The sequence below is a fragment of the Flavonifractor sp. An100 genome (assembly GCF_002161175.1).
Lineage (GTDB): Bacteria > Bacillota > Clostridia > Oscillospirales > Oscillospiraceae > Lawsonibacter.
Window position 1 is genome coordinate 1 of the sequence record NZ_NFMA01000034.1, and the last position, 18,202, is coordinate 18,202.

Annotated in this window: 15 protein-coding genes and 2 pseudogenes; 3 read left to right on the top strand and 14 right to left on the bottom strand. The window is 60.0% G+C overall.

Going from position 1 to position 18,202, the window contains the following annotated elements:
• From B5E43_RS13995 to B5E43_RS14010, 5 genes and pseudogenes are all read right to left on the bottom strand, one after another.
• Positions 1 to 620: pseudogene (locus B5E43_RS13995) on the bottom strand (mannonate dehydratase); the annotation flags it as partial.
• On the bottom strand, positions 617 to 2,041 hold the full coding sequence (gene uxaC, locus B5E43_RS14000) for a glucuronate isomerase (RefSeq protein WP_343214331.1): 1,425 nt from the start codon (positions 2,039 to 2,041) through the stop codon (positions 617 to 619). The pseudogene B5E43_RS13995 and the gene uxaC, both read right to left, overlap by 4 nt.
• An 18-nt stretch (positions 2,042 to 2,059) precedes the next feature.
• The gene (locus B5E43_RS15725) at positions 2,060 to 2,734 is read right to left on the bottom strand and encodes an MFS transporter (protein ID WP_343214336.1); all 675 of its coding nucleotides are present in this window, start codon (positions 2,732 to 2,734) and stop codon (positions 2,060 to 2,062) included.
• On the bottom strand, positions 2,622 to 3,440 hold the full coding sequence (locus tag B5E43_RS15730; protein ID WP_343214332.1) for an MFS transporter: 819 nt from the start codon (positions 3,438 to 3,440) through the stop codon (positions 2,622 to 2,624). The genes B5E43_RS15725 and B5E43_RS15730 overlap by 113 nt, the downstream gene beginning before the upstream one ends.
• Before the next feature lie 26 nt (positions 3,441 to 3,466).
• Positions 3,467 to 5,686, bottom strand: a complete 2,220-nt coding sequence (locus B5E43_RS14010) for a glycoside hydrolase family 2 TIM barrel-domain containing protein (protein ID WP_087397705.1) — start codon at positions 5,684 to 5,686, stop codon at positions 3,467 to 3,469.
• A 212-nt stretch (positions 5,687 to 5,898) separates the two neighbouring features.
• On the opposite strand from B5E43_RS14010, the gene B5E43_RS14015 reads away from it, so the two are divergent.
• Together B5E43_RS14015 and mtnA are read left to right on the top strand one after the other, a co-directional pair.
• The gene (locus tag B5E43_RS14015) at positions 5,899 to 6,990 is read left to right on the top strand and encodes an AraC family transcriptional regulator (protein WP_087397707.1); all 1,092 of its coding nucleotides are present in this window, start codon (positions 5,899 to 5,901) and stop codon (positions 6,988 to 6,990) included.
• Between the two features lie 157 nt (positions 6,991 to 7,147).
• Entirely contained in the window at positions 7,148 to 8,209 is a 1,062-nt protein-coding gene (gene mtnA, locus B5E43_RS14020; RefSeq protein ID WP_087397709.1) for an S-methyl-5-thioribose-1-phosphate isomerase, read from the top strand.
• A 53-nt stretch (positions 8,210 to 8,262) separates the two neighbouring features.
• Here the strand turns inward: mtnA and yaaA are convergent, their stop codons facing one another.
• The 9 genes from yaaA to B5E43_RS15740 all read right to left on the bottom strand — a co-directional run bounded on the left by yaaA (position 8,263) and on the right by B5E43_RS15740 (position 17,535).
• Positions 8,263 to 9,015, bottom strand: coding sequence for a peroxide stress protein YaaA (gene yaaA / locus B5E43_RS14025; RefSeq protein WP_087397711.1), 753 nt, complete (start codon positions 9,013 to 9,015; stop codon positions 8,263 to 8,265).
• Positions 9,016 to 9,018: 3 nt separating this feature from the next.
• A complete protein-coding gene (gene bcp / locus B5E43_RS14030) occupies positions 9,019 to 9,483 on the bottom strand; it encodes a thioredoxin-dependent thiol peroxidase (protein WP_087397713.1) in 465 nt (154 codons plus the stop codon).
• Between the two features lie 45 nt (positions 9,484 to 9,528).
• Complete coding sequence (locus B5E43_RS14035) at positions 9,529 to 10,566, bottom strand: alcohol dehydrogenase (protein WP_087397715.1); 1,038 nt, start codon at positions 10,564 to 10,566, stop codon at positions 9,529 to 9,531.
• 173 nt (positions 10,567 to 10,739) lie between these two features.
• Positions 10,740 to 12,167 (bottom strand): DUF4340 domain-containing protein, encoded by a 1,428-nt coding sequence (locus tag B5E43_RS14040; protein ID WP_087397717.1) that lies wholly within the window; start codon positions 12,165 to 12,167, stop codon positions 10,740 to 10,742.
• A complete protein-coding gene (locus tag B5E43_RS14045) occupies positions 12,154 to 13,602 on the bottom strand; it encodes a GldG family protein (RefSeq protein WP_087397719.1) in 1,449 nt (482 codons plus the stop codon). Before B5E43_RS14045 ends, B5E43_RS14040 begins: the two co-directional genes overlap by 14 nt.
• On the bottom strand, positions 13,602 to 14,465 hold the full coding sequence (locus B5E43_RS14050) for an ABC transporter permease (protein WP_087397721.1): 864 nt from the start codon (positions 14,463 to 14,465) through the stop codon (positions 13,602 to 13,604). The genes B5E43_RS14045 and B5E43_RS14050 overlap by 1 nt, the downstream gene beginning before the upstream one ends.
• The gene (locus tag B5E43_RS14055; RefSeq protein WP_343214333.1) at positions 14,462 to 15,232 is read right to left on the bottom strand and encodes an ABC transporter ATP-binding protein; all 771 of its coding nucleotides are present in this window, start codon (positions 15,230 to 15,232) and stop codon (positions 14,462 to 14,464) included. The genes B5E43_RS14050 and B5E43_RS14055 overlap by 4 nt, the downstream gene beginning before the upstream one ends.
• Complete coding sequence (locus tag B5E43_RS15735; RefSeq protein WP_343214334.1) at positions 15,198 to 15,458, bottom strand: ATP-binding cassette domain-containing protein; 261 nt, start codon at positions 15,456 to 15,458, stop codon at positions 15,198 to 15,200. The genes B5E43_RS14055 and B5E43_RS15735 overlap by 35 nt, the downstream gene beginning before the upstream one ends.
• Before the next feature lie 178 nt (positions 15,459 to 15,636).
• Positions 15,637 to 17,535 carry a response regulator gene (locus tag B5E43_RS15740; protein ID WP_343214335.1) on the bottom strand — a complete coding sequence of 633 codons (1,899 nt, stop codon included), beginning with the start codon at positions 17,533 to 17,535 and terminating at the stop codon, positions 15,637 to 15,639.
• 372 nt (positions 17,536 to 17,907) lie between these two features.
• Here B5E43_RS15740 and B5E43_RS14070 point away from each other — a divergent pair.
• A pseudogene (locus B5E43_RS14070) lies at positions 17,908 to 18,202 on the top strand (hypothetical protein); the annotation flags it as partial.

Below are 18,202 nucleotides of genomic sequence, written 5' to 3' on the forward strand. Positions count from 1 at the left end.
GAAGATGGGGTGGGGGGGGTCGTCGGGGTGGAGGGCCATCACTACCCCGCACTCCTCAGCCACGGGGATGACCGTGTGGAGGAAGATCTCGATGTTCTTCCAGAGGCCCTCGTCGCCCAGCTCGTTGTAGGCCCGGATGAGGTCCCGTACCTCGGCCTGGGTGTAGCTGGAGTCCCAGCCGGGGAGATGGATGTCATCCTTCAGGGGGTCCAGCCCGTTGAGCTGGTCCCAGTACATCACCAGGCTGGTGGAGCCGTCGGGGGCCTGCTTGTCCAGCTGGGTGCGGGTCCAGTCGAAGACGGGCATGAAGTTGTAGGTACGCATTTGACGCCGTATTTGGCGCAGCGGCGGATGTTTTCACAGTAGGCCTGCAGATGGGCGTCCCGCTTGGCGGTGCCCAGCTTGATGTCCTCGCTGACGGGGATGGACTCCACCACGTCAAAGACCAGGCCGTGGGCCTCGCACTGGGTCTTTAGATCGGCCAGAGACTCCTCCGGCCACACTTCGCCGGGTTTTACGTCGTAAACGGCGGTGACCACCGAGCGCATGCCGGGGATCTGGCGGATATAGTCCAGAGGTATGGGGTCAGAGGCCCCATACCAGCGGAAGGAAAGTTTCATAAGGATGCTCCCTTCATTTTGATAAAATTACAGGCGGAAATACCGCTTGGCGTTGCGGCAGCAGATATCCTCCACCAGGCCGCCCAGGGTATCGAGGTCGCCTGGGAAGGCGCCCTCCGGCCCAGCAGGGCGCACAGCACTCTTCGGAAGTACTCATGGCGGGCGTAGCTGAGGAAGCTGCGGCTGTCGGTGAGCATACCCACGAAGTTGCCCAGCAGACCCAGGTTGGCCAGGCTGGTGAGATGCTCGGTCATGCCGGCGCGGTGGTCGTTGAACCACCAGGCCGCCCCGTGCTGGATTTTCCCCGGCACCTCGGGCCCCTGGAAGGCCCCCAGCAGGGTGTCCAGCCAGGCGTTGTCCGCCGGATTCAGGCTGTACAGGATGGTCTTGGGCAGGCGATTCTCCCGCTCCAGGGCGTCCAAAAGGCGGTAGGTGGCGGCGCAGCTGTCGGTGACCGCCATGCTGTCAAAGCCGGTGTCAGGGCCCAAAGCCTCCAGCATTTTGGTGTTGGGGTTGCGCACGCAGCTGAAGTGGAGCTGCATGGCCCAGTCATATTTGTGGTATTCCCGGGCACAGTGGAGGAGCAGGGCGGTCTGGTAGCCCTCCGCCTCTTCCAGGGTGAGAGGCTGACCGGCGCGGGCCTTTTGGAGGGCGGCGGTGGCGGTCTCGTCAGACACCGGACGGAACATCACATAGTCCAGACCGTGGTCGGCGGCCCGGCAGCCGTGTGTGTCAAAGAAGGCGACGCGGGCGGAGAGGGCGTCTTTCATATCCTGAATCGTCCGGATGGGATGACCCGCCGTCTCCTCCAGCTTCTCCACATAGGCTTCAAAGCCTGTCTTGTGAAGCTTGAGGGCCGGGTCCGGCCGGAAGCTGGGGCAGACCTGGACGGGGAAGCTTTGGTCCGACGCCAGCTTTTCGTGCCAGACAAGGTCGCTGCAGGGGTCGTCGGTGGTGCCGATCATGGCAACCTTGCTGGCTCGGATGAACCCCCGGACGCTCTTGGCCGGGTCCTGGCTCAGCTGCCGGCTGGACAGCTGCCACACCTCTTCCGCGGTGTCGCCGTTTAAGACACCGGTGTAGCCGAAGTAGTTTTTCAGCTCCAGATGGCACCAGTGGTACATGGGGTTGCCGATGGCGCGGGGCAGGGTTTCGGCAAACTTCTGGAACTTCTCCCGGGGATCGGCGTCTCCGGTGATGTACCGCTCCTCCACCCCGTTGGAGCGCATGAGCCGCCACTTGTAGTGGTCGGCCCCCAGCCAAACCTGGGCCAGGTCGTCAAAACGCCGGTCCTCCCAGATCTCCCTGGGGTCGATGTGGCAGTGGTAGTCGAGGATGGGCTGAGGCGCGGCGTACTCGTGGTAGAGCCGCCGGGCCGTGGGGGTGTCCAGCAGAAAGTCATTGCTCAAAAAGGGTTCCATCTTGATTCTCCTTTGCGGTCACTGTGCCCGGCAGCTGGCCAATTCGGCGCTGTTGGCCTCCACGACCTTCTTGCTCAGGGGGTAGAGGAAGATCAGCACCAAGGCCACCAGCAGGAAGCCCACGATGGGAACGACACAGGTGATGTTGAACACGCCGTCAAGAACGGCAGGGTCGGTGCGGGTCAGCTCGGTGTAGCCCACCAGGGACAGCAGGCCGCCGGTGAGGCCGGAGGAGGCCGCCTGGCCCAGCTTCCGGGCGAAGGAGTAGCAGGCGTAGGTGGTGCCGTCCTCCCGCACGCCGTTTTTCACCTCGCCGTAGTCGATGACGTCTACGATACAGGCCCAGATCACCGTGTTGAACACGCCCAGACCCAGATAGGTGATGACGTAGAAGGCGGTGAAGACCCACACGTTCTCCGGCCGCAGCAGGAAGCAGACCGCCAAGGAGACCGTGGAGAGGAGCATGCCCACAATGCTGATCTCCTTCTTGCCGTAGCGCTTGGACAGGGGCGTGGCCACAAAGGCCAGGGCCAGGATGGCCAGATTGCCCAACAGGGAGGACAGGGAGACCGCGTCGGGGCTATGATAGTAGTCGGGGAAGACGTACTGGGCCATGCCGTTGAGGGTCAGCTGGGACAGCAGCAGGCAGATGGCCGCCAGGATGATGGCCAGCAGGGCCCGGTTGGTGACCAGATTTTTCAGGAAGTTGCCTTTGGGGGGCGTCGGCCTTCTTCTCCGGGCGCTCAAATTTCACCCGTTCGCAGGAACCGAAGTAGCAGATGAGGTAGCAGACCACCGCCAGCACGGACATGACGGCGGCCATGACAGCGAACTTCTCTCCGGAGAGGCTGCCGTCGGCGTTATAGACCACCGTGGGAATGCCCGCGCCGATAATGAGACCGGCCACAGTAGCGCCTGCATTGCGGTATACAGACAGCTGCGTGCGCTGGGTGGGGTCAGAGGTGATGGCGGAGGCCATGGAGCCGTAAGGGATGTTGACCATGGTGTAGAACACGCTGCCCCACAGCAGGTAGGTGACGAACATCCACACCAGCTTGACGGGCATGGCGGCGTCCTTGAGCCAGATGGCGTACATAAGGAAGCTGGCCACCGCCACCAGGCCGGAGCCCCGGAGGATCCAGGGCCGGAACTTTCCCGCCTTGGTGGGCTTGCTCAGATCCACGATCCGGCCCATGGTCATGTCGGTGAAGGCGTCCACGATCCGGTCCACCATCATCATCAGGCCCACGATCCAGCTCTCCACCCCCATGACATTGATGTAAAACTTCATCAGGAACGTGCTGGATAAAATAAAGGTGCAGTCATTTGCCACATCGCCGAAGGCGTAGGCAATTTTGTCCCGCATGCCGAAGGGACGCACATGGGTAAGATTGGCCACAACAAACGCTCCTTTCCGATGAAATATTATTTTTTAATCTGATTGAACTGCTGATTGAGGTACAGCTTGCCCTTCTCATCCAAGCCGGGACCGGACATTTTCAGTACGTCCTGCAAAGGGGTCTTGGACATCATGCCGGTGCTGTACATATTTTCCATGGACTTGGCCATGGGGCCGAAAATGGCCTGGGCGTGTTTGCTCAGCAGGGCGGCGGCCTCGGGGTTGGAGTAGATGTCTCCTATGGTGTCCCGCAGGGAGAAGTAGCCCTCGGGGTACTCCATCTGGCCCTCCACCTGGAGGTCGGCAAACCAGTTGGTCACACCCTGGGCGTTGGGATCAAAGCCGGGCAGCACGTAGTCGGGGTTGGCTTTGGCCACGGCGTTGAGGGTGATGGTGTCGCTCAGCTCTCCGGCCACCGCGGTAACGGTGTTGAGCCCGTCCGCCAGGGCCACGTCGTGGAACACAAAGACATGTTCCCCGCTCTGAGCGGCTACCGGCTTGCCGTTGACCAGCAGCGTTACCTCGCTCTGGTTGGAGTAGACCTTGATGTCCCGCTGTCCGGGCGCCCGGTCCAGGAAGCGGCGGCCCGCCACATAGACGAAGGGCTCCTTGCTCCACCAGGCCTTGTAGGCGTAGAAGGCGTCCTTCCTGGTCTTGCGGTCGTAGGTCACCATGCCCTTATTGTTCCGGCCCTGGCTGCCCCCCTCGTCCCGGGCGTCGGCGGCAAAGTCGAACATGTTCCACTCATAGGTGGCCCACAGGTAGGGACGGGTGGAGAAGGTCTCCAGCATCTGCTCGTGGTAGTAGGCCTGGTACTCCTCGGTGTAGTCCCGTACCATAGGGGCGGAGGAGTGCCAGCCCATGACGGCCTCAGCTCCGTACTCGCTCATGCCCACGCAGCGATGGGGGTACTTCTGGTGGAACTCATCCAGCCAGGGGCCGTTCTGGCTCACATTTCCGCCGTACCAGCCGAAGTAGTGGTTGTAGCACAGCACGTCGGTGAGCTGGTTGTGGGGGGACTCCATGGGCAGCATGCTCACCTGGGCCATGGTGGTCAGGCGGGAGGGGTCCAGCTTGTGGACCAGGTCGTTGAGCTCCTTCAGATTTTCCAGCAGGGGCTCGGTCTCGCCGCCGATGGTGATCTCATTGGAGATGCCCCAGAAGCAGATGGCGGGGTGGTTGTAGTTCTGGACCACCAGCTCGGTCATCTGGCTGACGGTGTTCTCCCGGGCCTTGTCCCCCTCCATGAACATGGAGATAAAGGGGATCTCCGCCCAGAGTACCATGCCGGCCTTGTCGCACAGGGTGTAGAAGTACTGGTCGTGCTGGTAGTGGGCCAGGCGAATGCTGTTGACGCCCATCTCCCGGATGATGGCCAGATCCTCCTCATGGTCGGCGTGGGAGATGGCCCAGCCCTTGTTCAGGCGGTCCTGATGGCGGGCCACCCCGTGGAGGGGATAGCTGCGGCCGTTGAGGAAGAAGCCCTTGTCCGGGTCTACGGAGAAGGAGCGGAATCCAAAGAGGACCTCCACCCGGTCCAGCTCCTGGCCCTCCCGGGAGAGCGCCACCGCGGCGGTGTAGCAGTTGGGGGCCTCCAGGCCGTCCCACAGCAGGGGGCTTTCCACCTTACCCTCCAGCACCGTGTGCTCCTGGGCGGGGGCGGAGCAGGTCAGCACGTTGTTTCCCTTGGGGTCCAGGATGGCGCAGGTCACTTCCGCGCCCTCCGCGGCGGTCGTAAAGACGTCCAGGCGCACTCTGCCGTCGGCCTTGGGGGTGACGAATACGCCGTCCGAGCCGTGGCGCATCAGGTCGAAGTGGCACTGGGACACCTGGAGGAAGGACACGTCCCGGTACAGGCCGCCGAAGAAGGTGAAGTCGGCCTGCTGGGGGTAGACATGGCTGGAGCGGTTGTCCACCACCACCCGAATGGTCCGGCATCCCCGGGCCATAGGCTCGGTCACGTCCACCCGGAAGGTGGAGAAGCCGCCCTCGTGGGTGCACAGCAGGGTGTCACCGGCATAGACGCTGGCGATGTGGTTGGCGCCCTCGAACTGGAGGTACTGCCGCATCCCTTCCGCGGGCTCGGGCAGCGCCAGGCAGTAGGAGTAGGCCCCCCGGTCGTAGTCGGCGCCGCCGTCCTGGCCGTCCAGGGCGTTCCAGGTGTGGGGCAGGGAAACCACCTCCCACTTACCGGACTCGGGGTGCTTGGAGAACATTGCCTGCTGGATCACGGTTCTGCTTCTCATGGTATGTCATCCTTTCTAAAAACAAGTTTTTTTGTTTGATTTTCTTGTTGGTTTTAGTGTACAGGATGTTCCCAAAGACCGTTATGATATCCTTTTGCAGAACCGTAATATTTTTAGAAAATTGCAGGGGCAAAAAAATGTTTTACTGTTTTGCCCGGTGTGACATAATAGCGGTAGGAAAGAATTTCGGAAGGGAAAAAAGGAGGGTCCGTATGGAGTCCCAAGAGCTGCACACCCGGTTCCACCAATTCTGCAATCTGGTCCATTTGTTTCTGGACATCAATCTGATCCTGGTCAACCGCAAGCTGATCCCGGAGGATTATTTGGATCAGACCCTGACGCCCGAGGGGATCTCCCGCAGCTACGAGGCGATGCTCTTTGGCGGGATTTTGTTTCAGTGCCCGCATCGGACGGTGTGCCAGATCACCACGCCCTTCGCCATCTGTTTTTGCGCCATGGAGCTGAAGGACAAGGACGGATTTGCGGTGTTGGGCCCCTATCTGCCCGACATCGTCCGGGAAAACGAGACACTGGACCGCATTCTGGTGGAAAACGGGATCTCACTGGTGCACAAGGAGGAGTATCAGGCCTATTTGGAACAGCTTCCCGTCATCAATAAGGCGAAGCTGATGGCGATCATGGGCGGACTGGCGTCCCATCTCTACGGGGAGGAGCTGGACCCGACCGTTCTCCTGCACGAGGTGAGCATGGCCAAAGCGGACCCCGCCCCCTGTCCGGTGTTTGAGGAGGACGCCCTCCAGGCCCAGGCAGACGCTCTCCAGACCCGGTATGACAAGGAGCAGGCCTTTATGGATGCCATAGCCCGGGGCGACGAGTCCGCGCTGGACACGGTGGGCTGGATCGCCCTGAACCGCCTTCCCAACCGGCTGCGGAACCAAAAGAATCTGATGATCGTGCTCAACACCCTGCTGCGGAAGTCGGTGGAGCGGGCCAAGGTGCACCCCTACTATATCGACGCCATCAGCGGGAAATGGGCGGTGCTCATTGAAAACGCCGGGAGCGTGGCCCAGCTGGACGACTACTACTACGCCATTGTCCGGGACTACTGCGCTCTGGTCCGTAAGCACGCACTGAAGAACTACACGCCCAATATCCGGGCCGCCATCAACTGCATCCACTTCAATCTGGACAACCCCAAGCTGTCCCTGGCCTTCCTGGCGGAGACCGTGGGGATCAACGCCACCTACCTCTCCCACCAATTTAACCGGGAAGTGGGCTCCAGCGTTCCCAACTATATTGCCGGGATGCGGATTCAGCGGGCAAAGGAGCTTCTGGCCCGCTAGTGTATTTTAAATTCACAGTCAAGAGGGGCCGGAAAACCGGGAGGGCTCCGGCACGGCTTGTGTTGTGGGGGGAGGACCATGGACTTTTGAAAGCAGGCATGGTATAACATAGGGGAAGAAAGCCGGAGGCACGGCACAGGAGAAGAGAGGGGTCACCATGGAGAATATCGCCTTTGGAGAGGGCAATTCCGTTCAGATCATCGACCAGACCAGACTTCCCAATGAGACGGTCTGCCTGAGGCTGACCACGCCGGAGGAGATGTACCGGGCGATCCATCAGCTGCAGGTGCGGGGCGCGCCGGCCATCGGTATTTTTGCGGCGTACGCCCTGTCTGTGCTGGCAAACCAGATCCAGGAGGAAGACTTTTCGCCCTTTTACCGGCGGCTGCAAGAGCTGGGGGAGTATCTGGACTCCGCCCGGCCCACGGCGGCCAACCTGCACGGCATGGTGACGCGCATGCTGGATACGGCCTGGGTCCACCGGGAGGAGCCCCTCGCTGCTGTCCGCAGCGCCCTTCGGGAGGAGGCCCGTGCCATCCACCGGGAGGATATGGACATGTGCCGCCGCATCTCGGAATTTGGTCTGAGCCTGCTCAAGGATGGAGACGGAGTTTTGACCCACTGCAACGCCGGCCCTTTGGCTACCAGCCGGTACGGAACGGGACAGGGTCCCTTCTATCTGGCAAAGGAGCAGGGGATCAACCTCCATGTGTACTGCGACGAGACCCGGCCGCTGCTTCAGGGGGCCCGTTTAACAAGCTATGAGCTGCAAAAGGCGGGGGTGCCCTGTACGCTGATCTGCGACAATATGGCCAGCCTGGTGATGAAGCAGGGGAAGGTCCAGGCGTGTATGGTGGGGTGTGACCGGGTGGCCCTCAACGGCGACGCGGCCAATAAGATCGGCACGTCGGGGGTGGCCATTCTGGCCAACTACTACGGTATCCCCTTTTATGTCCTGGGCCCCTCCACCACCATCGATTTCTCCTGTCCGACCGGGGATGACATCCAGATCGAGGAGCGGGACCCCTCCGAAATCCGGGAGATGTTCTATGAAAAGCCCGTGGCCCTGCCCCAGGTGGAGTGCTTCAATCCCGCCTTTGATGTGACGGACCACCAGTTGATCACCGCCATCGTAACTGAGCGGGGGATCTGCCGCCCCCCATACCGGGAGAGCTTTCAACGCATGTTCCCGGAGTATTTCGGCGGAAAAGATAAGTAGGATACATTGCAGAAACCGGGCGGCCACATTTGGTGGCCGCCCGGTTTTTCCTTTCATTTGGCAGGATGGCGCAGGAAGACGAAGGTGCGGGCATCGGAGCGGGTCGGGTCAAAGCGGTAATCCAGCCGGTCGAAGGCCTGTGCCTGCTCCGGGGTGTTGGCCTGGATTTCGGCCAGAAACCGCACCATCTCCCCACGGGCCATTTTGCACATGGTCCCCTTTTCTACCACCTTGCCCCCGATTTCCTCGCCGAATACAACGGTGATGAACCGGGCGGAGGGGGGCAGGTGCCTGGAAATGCAGACACTGTACTCTTTGGAGGCCAAGTTCAATATGCAGCTGTCCTCCTGGAGCAGGGCCCGGGCCAGCCGGTCACCCCAGAAGGAGTAGAGGTCGGCGGTTTCCCCCACCCGCAGCTTGGCCTGCATCTCCAGGCGGTAGGGGGTCACTCCGTCCAGCGGGCGCAGAAGACCGTAAAATCCGGATAAAATTTTCAGATGCTCCTGTACGTAATCCCATTCCCCTTGGGAAAACACCCGGGGGGCCATATAGCGGTATTGGATGCCCTCGTAGGCCAGCAGGGCGGGGGTAAGGCGGCGGCGCAGGTCCATCCCGCGGAGCCGCTCCACATTCTGGGCGGCAATCTGGTCGTTGCACTTCCACAGCCTCTTGAGCTGGTCATAGGACATCCCCCGCAGCACAGCACACAGCTGCTGGGTCTGGGGGAGGAACTGGGGAAGCTCCTTCCAGCCGGGGCTGTCCCAGTCCTCGTTCATCTTTTTGGCCGGAGATATGATCAGGTTCATGGTTTAATTCTTCTCGGCCAAATACTGCAGCAGATCGGAGGCATTGGTGTCCGGCTTGACCTTGGGCATCACCAGTTCAATGTTCCCCTGGGGATCAATGAGATAGGTGGAGCGGACCACCCCCATGCTCACCTTGCCGTAGAGCTTTTTCTCCTGCCAGACGCCGTAGGCCTGGATGGCCTGGAGCTCAGGGTCGGAGAGCAGGAGGAAGGGGAGCTGGTTTTTCTGGGCAAATTTGAGATGGGAGGCGGTGGAGTCCTTGCTGATGCCGATGACCGCCACATCCTGGGCCTGGAATTGGGCATACTGGGCGGCGAAGGCATTGGCCTGCCGGGTACAGCCGGGGGTGCTGTCCTTGGGGTAGAAGTAGAGCACCACCCGTTTTCCTAAAAAATCAGACAGGCGGACCGTCTCATTGTTTTGGTTCATAAGGGCAAAATCCGGGGCCTTCATTCCAACTTCCAACATGTCGTGTCACTCCTTTTGAATTCTCCCCGTAAGGGGGCTGCGGGGTCAGGTGCAGTCCACCGCGACCTTGATCACGCCGTCCAGCCGGTGTTCAAAAATCCGGTAGGCCTCCTCGATCTGGCGCAGGGGAAAGCGGTGGGTGATCAGCGGTGTGGTGTCAATTTTCCCCTGGACAATGAGCTCCAGGGTCTGGGCGCAGTGGCAGCCGTCCACCCCTCCGGTTTGGAAGGTCAGGTTCTTCCCATACATGTCCGGCAGGGGAAGAAGCTGGGGGCCGCCGTATAGCGCTACAATGGTGACGACGGCGTTGGGGCGGGCGCAGGCCCAGGCCAGCCGGAAGGTCTCCGGGGCGCCCGCCACCTCCAGCACCACGTCCGCGCCCCCGTGGTCGCTGTTGGAGCGGACGAAGGCTTCCAGCCCCTCCGGGGCGGCGGTGAGGGTGTCGGGGTAGTGCCGCCGGACAAAGTCCAGGCGGCTGGGGTCCCGGTCACAGACGATGATACGCTTGGGGTTTTTCAGCCGGACGCATTGAAGGGTGCACAGTCCGGTGGGGCCCGCGCCGAGGATCAGCACGGTGTCCTCCGCCTTGATGCGGGAGATGTCCCCGGCCCAGTAGCCGGTAGCCAGCACATCCCCCACAAAGAGGGCCTGCTCATCGGTGACGGAGTGGGGAATGCGGTTCAGCCCCTGGTCGGCGTAGGGGACCCGGACGTATTCCGCCTGTCCTCCGTCGATCCGGCAGCCCAGCGCCCAGCCGCCGTTGGGATCGGTGCAGTTGTTGACCCAGCCGTTGCGGCAGAAGAAGCACTCCCCGCAGAAGGTCTCCACATTGACGGTCACCCGGTCGCCGGGGTGAACGGAGGTGACCTGAGCTCCCACATCTTCCACAATTCCAACCATCTCATGGCCCACGGTGATGCCGGGAACGGCCCGGGGGACGCTGCCGTGCTTGATGTGCAGGTCGCTGGTACAGATGCTGCCCAGCGTCACCCGGACGATGGCGTCCCGGGGGTGGAGAAGGGTAGGCTTTGGCTTGTCCAGCAGCTGGAAGTTCCCTGGTGAGACGTAGGTGTAGGCCAGCATGCCATCTCCTCCTTTGTTTGGCCGGCGTTGGGCAAACAGACCGGCCCATCCTACCCCGTATTATACGATACCCGCGGCCTTCCCGCAATCCCCGAAACCGCCGCCGGCGGTATTGCGGGAGACAGGCAAACAGACAGGGACAGACAATCCGACGATTGCCTGTCCCTGTTTTCTTATAAAACGATGGCGTGAATGGCCTCCACCAGATCCACCACATCAGAGCGGGGAACCAGAGAAACGGGAACCTCATCAATGACAGCCAGGCAGGATTCTCCATCGTAGCGGTACAGCTGGATGTGAACCTGGGAATGGACCTGGTTGTCCAGATAGAGGGTGAGGTCCAGCTCCTCGGCCTGGGTGGGAGTCTTGCCGGTGAAGCGCTCCGCACTCAGAGCCTCCAGAGCGGACAGGAGATTGGTGAGGTCCAGCTCTTCCTCGTTATAGTAGAAGACCTGGTCCTCGCCGCTGCCCTGGGAGGTGATGGAGTAGCTCTCCCCGTCCAGAACAACGTCCATGCCCGTAAGGATGGAGCTGTCGGCGGGAAATACCTCGTGATGCCGCAGGTCGTCGTAGCCGGCGGCCATGAGGGTGGTGTAGCTGCTGCCGGAGATCTGGTAAATAATGCCCGACTGATCCACTCGGACATAGGCCACAATGTCCTCTTCCTCTTCTTCGGCGGCATCGGAGGAGCTATCCGTCTCTTCCTGCGGGGCTTGGCGCTCCTCCGGGTCCCGGCTGATGCTCAGCGTGAAGGTTTCAGCTTCCGCCTGGGCATCCTCTTCCGTCTCCGGAGTGTAGGTTACGGTGATAGTCAGCTCGGGATCGTCCAGCCCGTAGGTGGCCAGGTCCTCGTCGGTCGCCCGGTAGGTCTTGTAGTCGGTGAGGGTCAGATTGGTAATAGAACTGAGGTAATCGTCAACCAGGGAGGTGTCCAGGGGCAGAAGGTCGTCCCCCTCCTTCTTGAAATAGACGTCATCGGAGCAGTAGGTGTAGGGGCTGTCCTCGGTGTACTCCTGGTATACGATTTCATAAGATTCGTTCCCGGACAGTTGGATTTCTTCCACGGTGTCAAACTCCGGCGTCTCGTCGTGCTGGATCATATCGCTCAGGGAGATCTCAAAGTAGTCCATGGGGTCTGTGTTGACCAGATAGACGTTTCCGTCTCCCAGGGAGACATAGCGCTGGGAGTCCATGGTGCTGTAGTTGCCCAGGGTGATTTCGTAGCTTTGTTCGCCGGCGGCCAGCTGAATGGTGCAGGTGGGGTCGTCTAACCCGTACTGGGCGTAGTCGGTCACGTCCTTGATGATAAAGGCTGCTGTAAAGTCTTCAAACAGGCCCAGCAGTTCTTCCACCTTCTCCTGGTCAACGGGGAACTCGCTGTCCTCGTCGTAGAGCCAGCTGTCCTCCTTGTGGAAGGCCAGGGACTGGTCCTCATACGTCCAGGAGAGGGATTGGACCGCATCGGAGGACAGGGCGAGGACGGTTTCGCCGCTGTTGCGGATTTCCTCCTGCTTCTCCTGGTGGCGGACCACGAAAAAGGTGGCGACGCAGACCACCGCCAATATGGCCAGAAGGCAGTAAAGTCGTTTAGCTCGCTTCATATTGGGTTCTCCTTCTCTTCAGGATGACGAACACTCCAACGCCCGAATAGGCCAGGGGGAAGACGCCGATCATAAGGGTTTTCAGCAGGGAGGCGGTGGAGTCGGTGATGGACAGATAGTTATAGTTCAGCGACTTGCTCCGGATGGCCATCGCCTCCCGCTCTCCCATGAGGGAGGAGAGGGAGTTCATGGCCAGGTCCGAGTTGGAGCCGGAGGACAGGGCGTTGTACATGTCCTCCAGGAACATGGAGGAGGAGAACCAGACGATCTGGCCGTCGTTGGAGCAGTCAATGGCGACCGCCAGGGCGAAGGGGCCGTCAAGGTCGCCCTCTTCCTTTTCGTAGGTGGTGAGGTCGTAGTCGGCCACCTTGCTGAAGGACTCCTCCGAGGTGGTGAGGAGGGTGGTGACCGAGCCGGAGCTGTCATCGGAGACGACCAATCCCCGGGAGAGGGGCATGTTGGGGTAGTAGTTTTCCTCAATCAGGGGGTCGGTGATGGCGTGGCTGGACAGAGTGGGGAGGAGAATGTAGGGCTGGACGGTGTAGTGGCTGCGGTCGCCCTCCACCACGATGCCGTCGCTGGCCTCCACCCCGTAGTGAGAGAGCAGGCCGTACAGCTGCTCCAGATTGCTTTCCTGGGAGGGACCGGCCATGACCAGCAGCTTTCCGCCGTTCTCCACGTAATCCAGGAGCAGGTCCACTTCCTCCTGGGAAAAGTCGGTGGAGGGGCTGTAGATGAGCAGGGCATCGGCGTCCTCCGGGATCTCGTCCACGGTGAGGAGGGAGAGGGTGTTGATCTCCATGTTCTCCTTTTCGATCTGCTCCTGGAAGGTGGCCGGCAGCTCCTGCTCGCCGTGTCCCTCAATCACATACAGCTGGGGCAGCTCCTCGGTGACCACATAGTCGATGGCGGAGGTGATGGCCCCTTCGCCGTCAAAGGAGGTGCTGTAGGAGTACGAATATAGGTCGGGCTCCTGAATGTAGATGTCGTCGTAGCCGATGAAGCGGCTGCGGTCCCCGCACTCCACCACCAGGCTGTTGTTCTGGACCGCCTTGGAGGTGTATTGCTCGGCGAAGGTGGGGTAGACGTCCGGATTCTTTTTGACCACGGTGATGTGGTCGGACAGGCTGTCATACTTGTCCAGCAGGGTCTCAATGACCGCGTCCTCTTCCCCGGACTGGACGATCCAGTAGATGGTCACGTCCTCCGTCAATCCGTTGACCACTACTTTGGTGTTGCTGGTGATGGAGTAGAGCTTGGAGGCGCTGATGTCGTACTTGGTCATGGAGGCGGGCAGAGAGGTGACCAGGATATTGAGCACAATGAAAATGGCCAATACGATCGCGGTGGTGATCAGAGAGTAGGAGCCGCCCTGAAGGGCCTGGCGGCTGCTCCCGCGCTGCTTTGCGTCGGGGAGGAGGTTTTGTTTCTTCATCAGTTGTACCTCCGTTTTTCCAAAGACTGTACCGATAAAAACAGGAAGAACCCGATGACCGACAGGTAATAGACGATGGCGGTCAAATCGAACACACCGTTGACAAATGTGTTGAAGCGCTCAAAGAGGGAGAGCTGCTTCATGATCGCGGGCAGGAGCCCCTCCAGGGAAGAGGAGGAAAAGAAGGTGACGGCGCACAGCAGAGCCAGCAGCACCAGGGCGGCGGAGTAGGCCACCGTCTCGTTCCCGGTCACGTAGCGGATGATGGCCCCCAGGGCCAGAATCAAAACGGCAAGGGCGGCCACGCTGCCAAAGGCATTGGAGGAGACATACTCGGAGAGGCTGACGCTGTAGTAGTTGAAGAGGATGACGGCGATGCCGATCCCGCCGGCCAGCCCCTGGTTGTCGGTGAGGCAGGAGATGAACACGCCCAGGGCCACCAGGGCGGCGCCCATCACAAAGATGGCCAGGAGGGAGCCGTAGGAGGTGGGGAGATAGACGTCGCCGAATTGGGCAAAGATCAGGGGGTAGACGGAGATGATGGCCAGAGGGATCAAATAGACCACCAAGAGGGAGAGGTATTTTCCCAAGATGATCTGGGTGGTGGTGATGGGCAGGGAGTAGAGCAGCTGATCGGTTTTCTGCTTTCGCTCCTCCGCGATGACCCGCATGGTCAAAATGGGGACGATCACCACAAAGATGATATCGCCGAACTGGAGTACATACTCAAAATTGCTCACGGCGGCTTCCATATTAAACAGCATGGCGCCGAATCCCACAACGGCCAGCAAAAACGCGCCGAACACATAGACGGTGAAGGAATGGAAATAGCTTCTCAGCTCATGCTTTAAAATAGCGGTCATGGTTGTGACGCCTCGCTTTCCTCGTTGGGATCCTCCGCTTCCCGGTGGGAGGTGGCCGGGTCCGCCTCCGTCAGCTCCAGGAAGATATCCTCCAGACTGGCTTTCTTCACCGTCAGCTCCAGCAGGGCCTGCTGGCGGCGGGCGAAGGTAAAAAAGAGCTCCTTTGAAACGGCGTAGACATCCGTCCGGCCGGTTTTGATTTGCGCCCGGGTCAGGCCCCCGTCAGCCTGTTCCAGAGTCAGGTGGGAGATCTGGTCCATACCGGAGAGGATTTCCCTGACCAGGCCGGAGGGGGCGTCGGTGGTAAAGGAGATCTCATTGCCCGAGAGCAGGCTGCGTTCCATCTGGTCCGGCTGGCCAAAGGCCACCAACTTCCCGTGGGCAATGATGATGATCTTCTCGCAGATGGCCTGCACCTCCGAGAGGATGTGAGAGCTGAAAATGACGGTGTGGCTCCGGCCCAGCTCCTTGATCAGGTCCCGGATCTCAATGATCTGGATGGGGTCCAGACCCACCGTGGGCTCGTCCAGGATAATCACCTCCGGGTTGCCCAGCAGGGCCTGGGCGATGCCCACCCGCTGCTTGTAGCCCTTGGAGAGGGCGGAGATCCTCCGGTTTTGCACCGGCTGGATTTTGACCTGCTCCATCACCTCCCGGATCTGCTGCTCCAGCTGCTCCCCATGCAGACCCTTGGCCTCGCCCACGAACCGCAGGTATTCCCTGGGGTCTCGCTCATGTAGAGGGGGGCTGTTCCGGGAGATAGCCAATGAGCCGTTTGGCCTGGCAGGCGTCCTCAAAAATATCAAAGTCGCCCACCTGTACCCGGCCCGATGTGGCGGACAGGCAGCCGGTGATGATGTTCATGGTCGTGGTTTTCCCGGCCCCGTTGGGTCCGAGAAAGCCGTATACATGGCCCTTTTCAATCTCAAAGGACAAATCATCCACCGCCAGAAAATCACCATAATATTTGGTCAAGTGCTCAACCTTTATCATGGAGGAACCTCCTTTGCGTTGTGTTCTTCGAAGTGGGACGGGCGTCCCATCTGCACTCAGCTTAGTATACTGTCCCATCCTAAATTGGCGCTAAAGAAACGGACCTGTTCACAAAAATATAAAAAAGGCGGCCTGCCGTTGGCAGACCGCCTGGAAATGGAGGGAACAGACAGGGCATTTACTTCAAATCGACCCGAAAGCCGATGACGCCCGGTCGTTTGTAGGCTGTGATGGAGCCGCGGTGGCTTTTGGCGATGGATTGGGCCAGGGAGAGCCCGATGCCGAAGCTGCCGGAGAAGGTGCGGGCCTGGTCGGCGCGGTAAAAGCGGTCAAACAGCTTGTCCAGGGACAGCTGATCCACGGCGGCGTAGGTGTTTTCCACGGTGAGGACGGGGTGCCTGCGCTGAGAGAGACGGACCTGGATGGAGCCGTTGGGGTCGCAGTATTTTACGGCGTTGTCCAGCAGGATGGCAATGAGCCTGCGGATCATGGACTCGTCGCCGCGGTAGGTCAGCTCCGGCTGGATTTGCTGGGAGATGGAATATCCGCGCTCCTCCGCCAGGGCCTGAAATTCGGAGACGGTGTCCTCCGCCGCGCCGCTCAGGGAGAAGTCCGAGTTTTCCAGGTGGACGTTGCTCTCATCCATCCGGGACAGCGTGACCATCTGGTTAATGAGCAGTCCCATCCGCTCCCCCTCTCCCCGGATGTCGTCCAGCCATTCGCTTTTGCCGAACTCCGATTCCAGAATGTCCAGATTGGAGAGGATGAGGGTCAGGGGGGTCTTCAGTTCGTGGTTGGCGTTGGTGATGAACTGCTTTTGCTTTTCATAGCTCTCCGCCACCGGCCGCACGACCGGCTTGGAGATGAGAACGATCAGCAGCAGAATCAGGACCGCGCTGCCAAGCAGGACCAGAAATACGGTGAATAACAGACGGTTTGTGGTGTTTTGATACATTGCGCCGCTGACGAATACCACAATAGAGCCGTTCTGGGTATCCACCGCCTTGTAGCGGTAATCGGAGATCCAGCCCCGGTCGGAGTCCCGGGCGGCCACCTTGCGGGCGTACCGCTCAATGTCGGATTGGGAGATGGTGGCCACGGAGTCCATGTTGATATGGACGATCTCCTGCTCCCGGTCCAGCCATACGGTAAAAAACCGGGTGGTGAAGGGGGTCTCCTCGGTAATCACGTCCAGATAGGGGAAGCGGGAGGGGGGCTGGCGCTGGGAAGAATCAATAGGGGGGGAAAGGCACCGTCGTTGGAGGATATGGTGTCGGTGAGCATATCCAGGGAGCGGTTGATCTGCGCCTTGGTAAAGGTGAACAGGAGCAGGAAAATGCCCGTAAATACCACAAAGATGGAGAGGATACTGGTGAGAATAAATTTCGTTCGCAGGGTGCGGATCATGACTTGACCTCCAGCACATAACCGGCATTTCGAATGAAGCGGATCTCCAGGGGGGCGTGAATGGCGGCAATTTTTTTCGCAGGTTGGAGATGTGGACCCACACCACGCTGGTATCCACATTGGTGTCCCAGCCCCAGAGGTGGGTGATGAGGTGTTCGGTGGAGATGATGGTCCCGGGGGCCTGCATCAGCATCTCCAGGATTTGAAATTCCTTTCCGCTCAGCGCCTGGATCTGGTCCTGGCAGCACAGCTGGTAGGTGGAGCGGTTCAGCGTGACGCAGCCCAGGGAGAGCAGGTCGGGGAGATAGGTGTCCTTTCTGCGCAGCATGGCGCGGATGCGGGCCAAAAGCTCCGCGGTGGAAAAGGGCTTTGGGAGGTAGTCGTCAGCCCCCGCGTCCAGCCCCTCCACCCGCTGGGCCACCTCGGTGCGGGCGGTGAGAAACAACGTGGGGGTGGTGATACCGTTTTTGCGGAGGGTCTGCAGCACGGTCAGGCCGTCCAAGCCGGGCATCATGATATCCAAAATCAGTCCGTCATATTCTCCGGTTTGGCCGTGGCTCAGGGCATCCGTACCGTTGGACACCCCGTCCACGCTGAACTTGTTGCTTTCCAGAATGTGGACCAGGGATTTCAGCAGCTTGGGGTCATCTTCGGCAACCAACAGTTTCATTCCGTTCACCTCCGTGGGGATAACGCCAATATAGCACATGGAGCTAAAGACAGCCTAAAGGGGGCCGGGAATAGGCGTGAAACGGGCAGGGCACAAAGGCCCTTTGCCACATTCATCTTAACAGAACCATCCCTCCTGTCAAGGGCTTGGCTTTCTGGATGGGGCATATCCTTCTTAAGAAAAAGATAAGAAATCAACCTGCAACCATCCGCAGCGTTCCCCAGTCCTAATAGATGAAAGGAGGCCGTCCGCCAAAAACACAGGCTCTGACAGGGCCGAGAACGGGACGAAATTATTTGTTTGCCAACCCAGACAAAAATCCTCTCTGCTGAGTACAGGGGAGGATTCCGGACATAAAAGGAGTGAATTTTGATGAAGAAAAAGGCGATTATGCTGGGAATCGGAATTTTGACCATGGGAATTTTGCTCTGTTCCTGTCATGCCGGCATGGGACGTGGGACCAAACCTGCCGCGGGGAGCGGACAGACGCCTCCAGCGTCCTCCTCGGCAAAGGAGCAGGAGGAGCCCGCCGTGCAGAAGGAAGAGGTGAAGGAGCAGGAGGAAGAGAAGCAGGAGATTCAGGGCATCATCAATAAGATGGGCACTTACCTGATCCTGCTGGTGGGCGACGGAGAGTATCAGGTGATGGATTTTGGCCAGGGGGTCA

What these genes read in the sequence shown, in the direction of transcription:
- B5E43_RS14040 (WP_087397717.1), bottom strand. Translation starts at nt 12,167, where the DNA reads ATGAAGCGAGCTAAACGACTTTACTGCCTTCTGGCCATATTGGCGGTG.
- bcp (WP_087397713.1), bottom strand. Translation starts at nt 9,483, where the DNA reads ATGTTGGAAGTTGGAATGAAGGCCCCGGATTTTGCCCTTATGAACCAA.
- yaaA (WP_087397711.1), bottom strand. Translation starts at nt 9,015, where the DNA reads ATGAACCTGATCATATCTCCGGCCAAAAAGATGAACGAGGACTGGGAC.
- B5E43_RS14045 (WP_087397719.1), bottom strand. Translation starts at nt 13,602, where the DNA reads ATGAAGAAACAAAACCTCCTCCCCGACGCAAAGCAGCGCGGGAGCAGC.
- uxaC (WP_343214331.1), bottom strand. Translation starts at nt 2,041, where the DNA reads ATGGAACCCTTTTTGAGCAATGACTTTCTGCTGGACACCCCCACGGCC.
- B5E43_RS15740 (WP_343214335.1), bottom strand. Translation starts at nt 17,535, where the DNA reads ATGAAACTGTTGGTTGCCGAAGATGACCCCAAGCTGCTGAAATCCCTG.
- B5E43_RS14015 (WP_087397707.1), top strand. Translation starts at nt 5,899, where the DNA reads ATGGAGTCCCAAGAGCTGCACACCCGGTTCCACCAATTCTGCAATCTG.
- B5E43_RS15735 (WP_343214334.1), bottom strand. Translation starts at nt 15,458, where the DNA reads ATGATAAAGGTTGAGCACTTGACCAAATATTATGGTGATTTTCTGGCG.
- B5E43_RS14035 (WP_087397715.1), bottom strand. Translation starts at nt 10,566, where the DNA reads ATGCTGGCCTACACCTACGTCTCACCAGGGAACTTCCAGCTGCTGGAC.
- mtnA (WP_087397709.1), top strand. Translation starts at nt 7,148, where the DNA reads ATGGAGAATATCGCCTTTGGAGAGGGCAATTCCGTTCAGATCATCGAC.
- B5E43_RS14010 (WP_087397705.1), bottom strand. Translation starts at nt 5,686, where the DNA reads ATGAGAAGCAGAACCGTGATCCAGCAGGCAATGTTCTCCAAGCACCCC.
- B5E43_RS14050 (WP_087397721.1), bottom strand. Translation starts at nt 14,465, where the DNA reads ATGACCGCTATTTTAAAGCATGAGCTGAGAAGCTATTTCCATTCCTTC.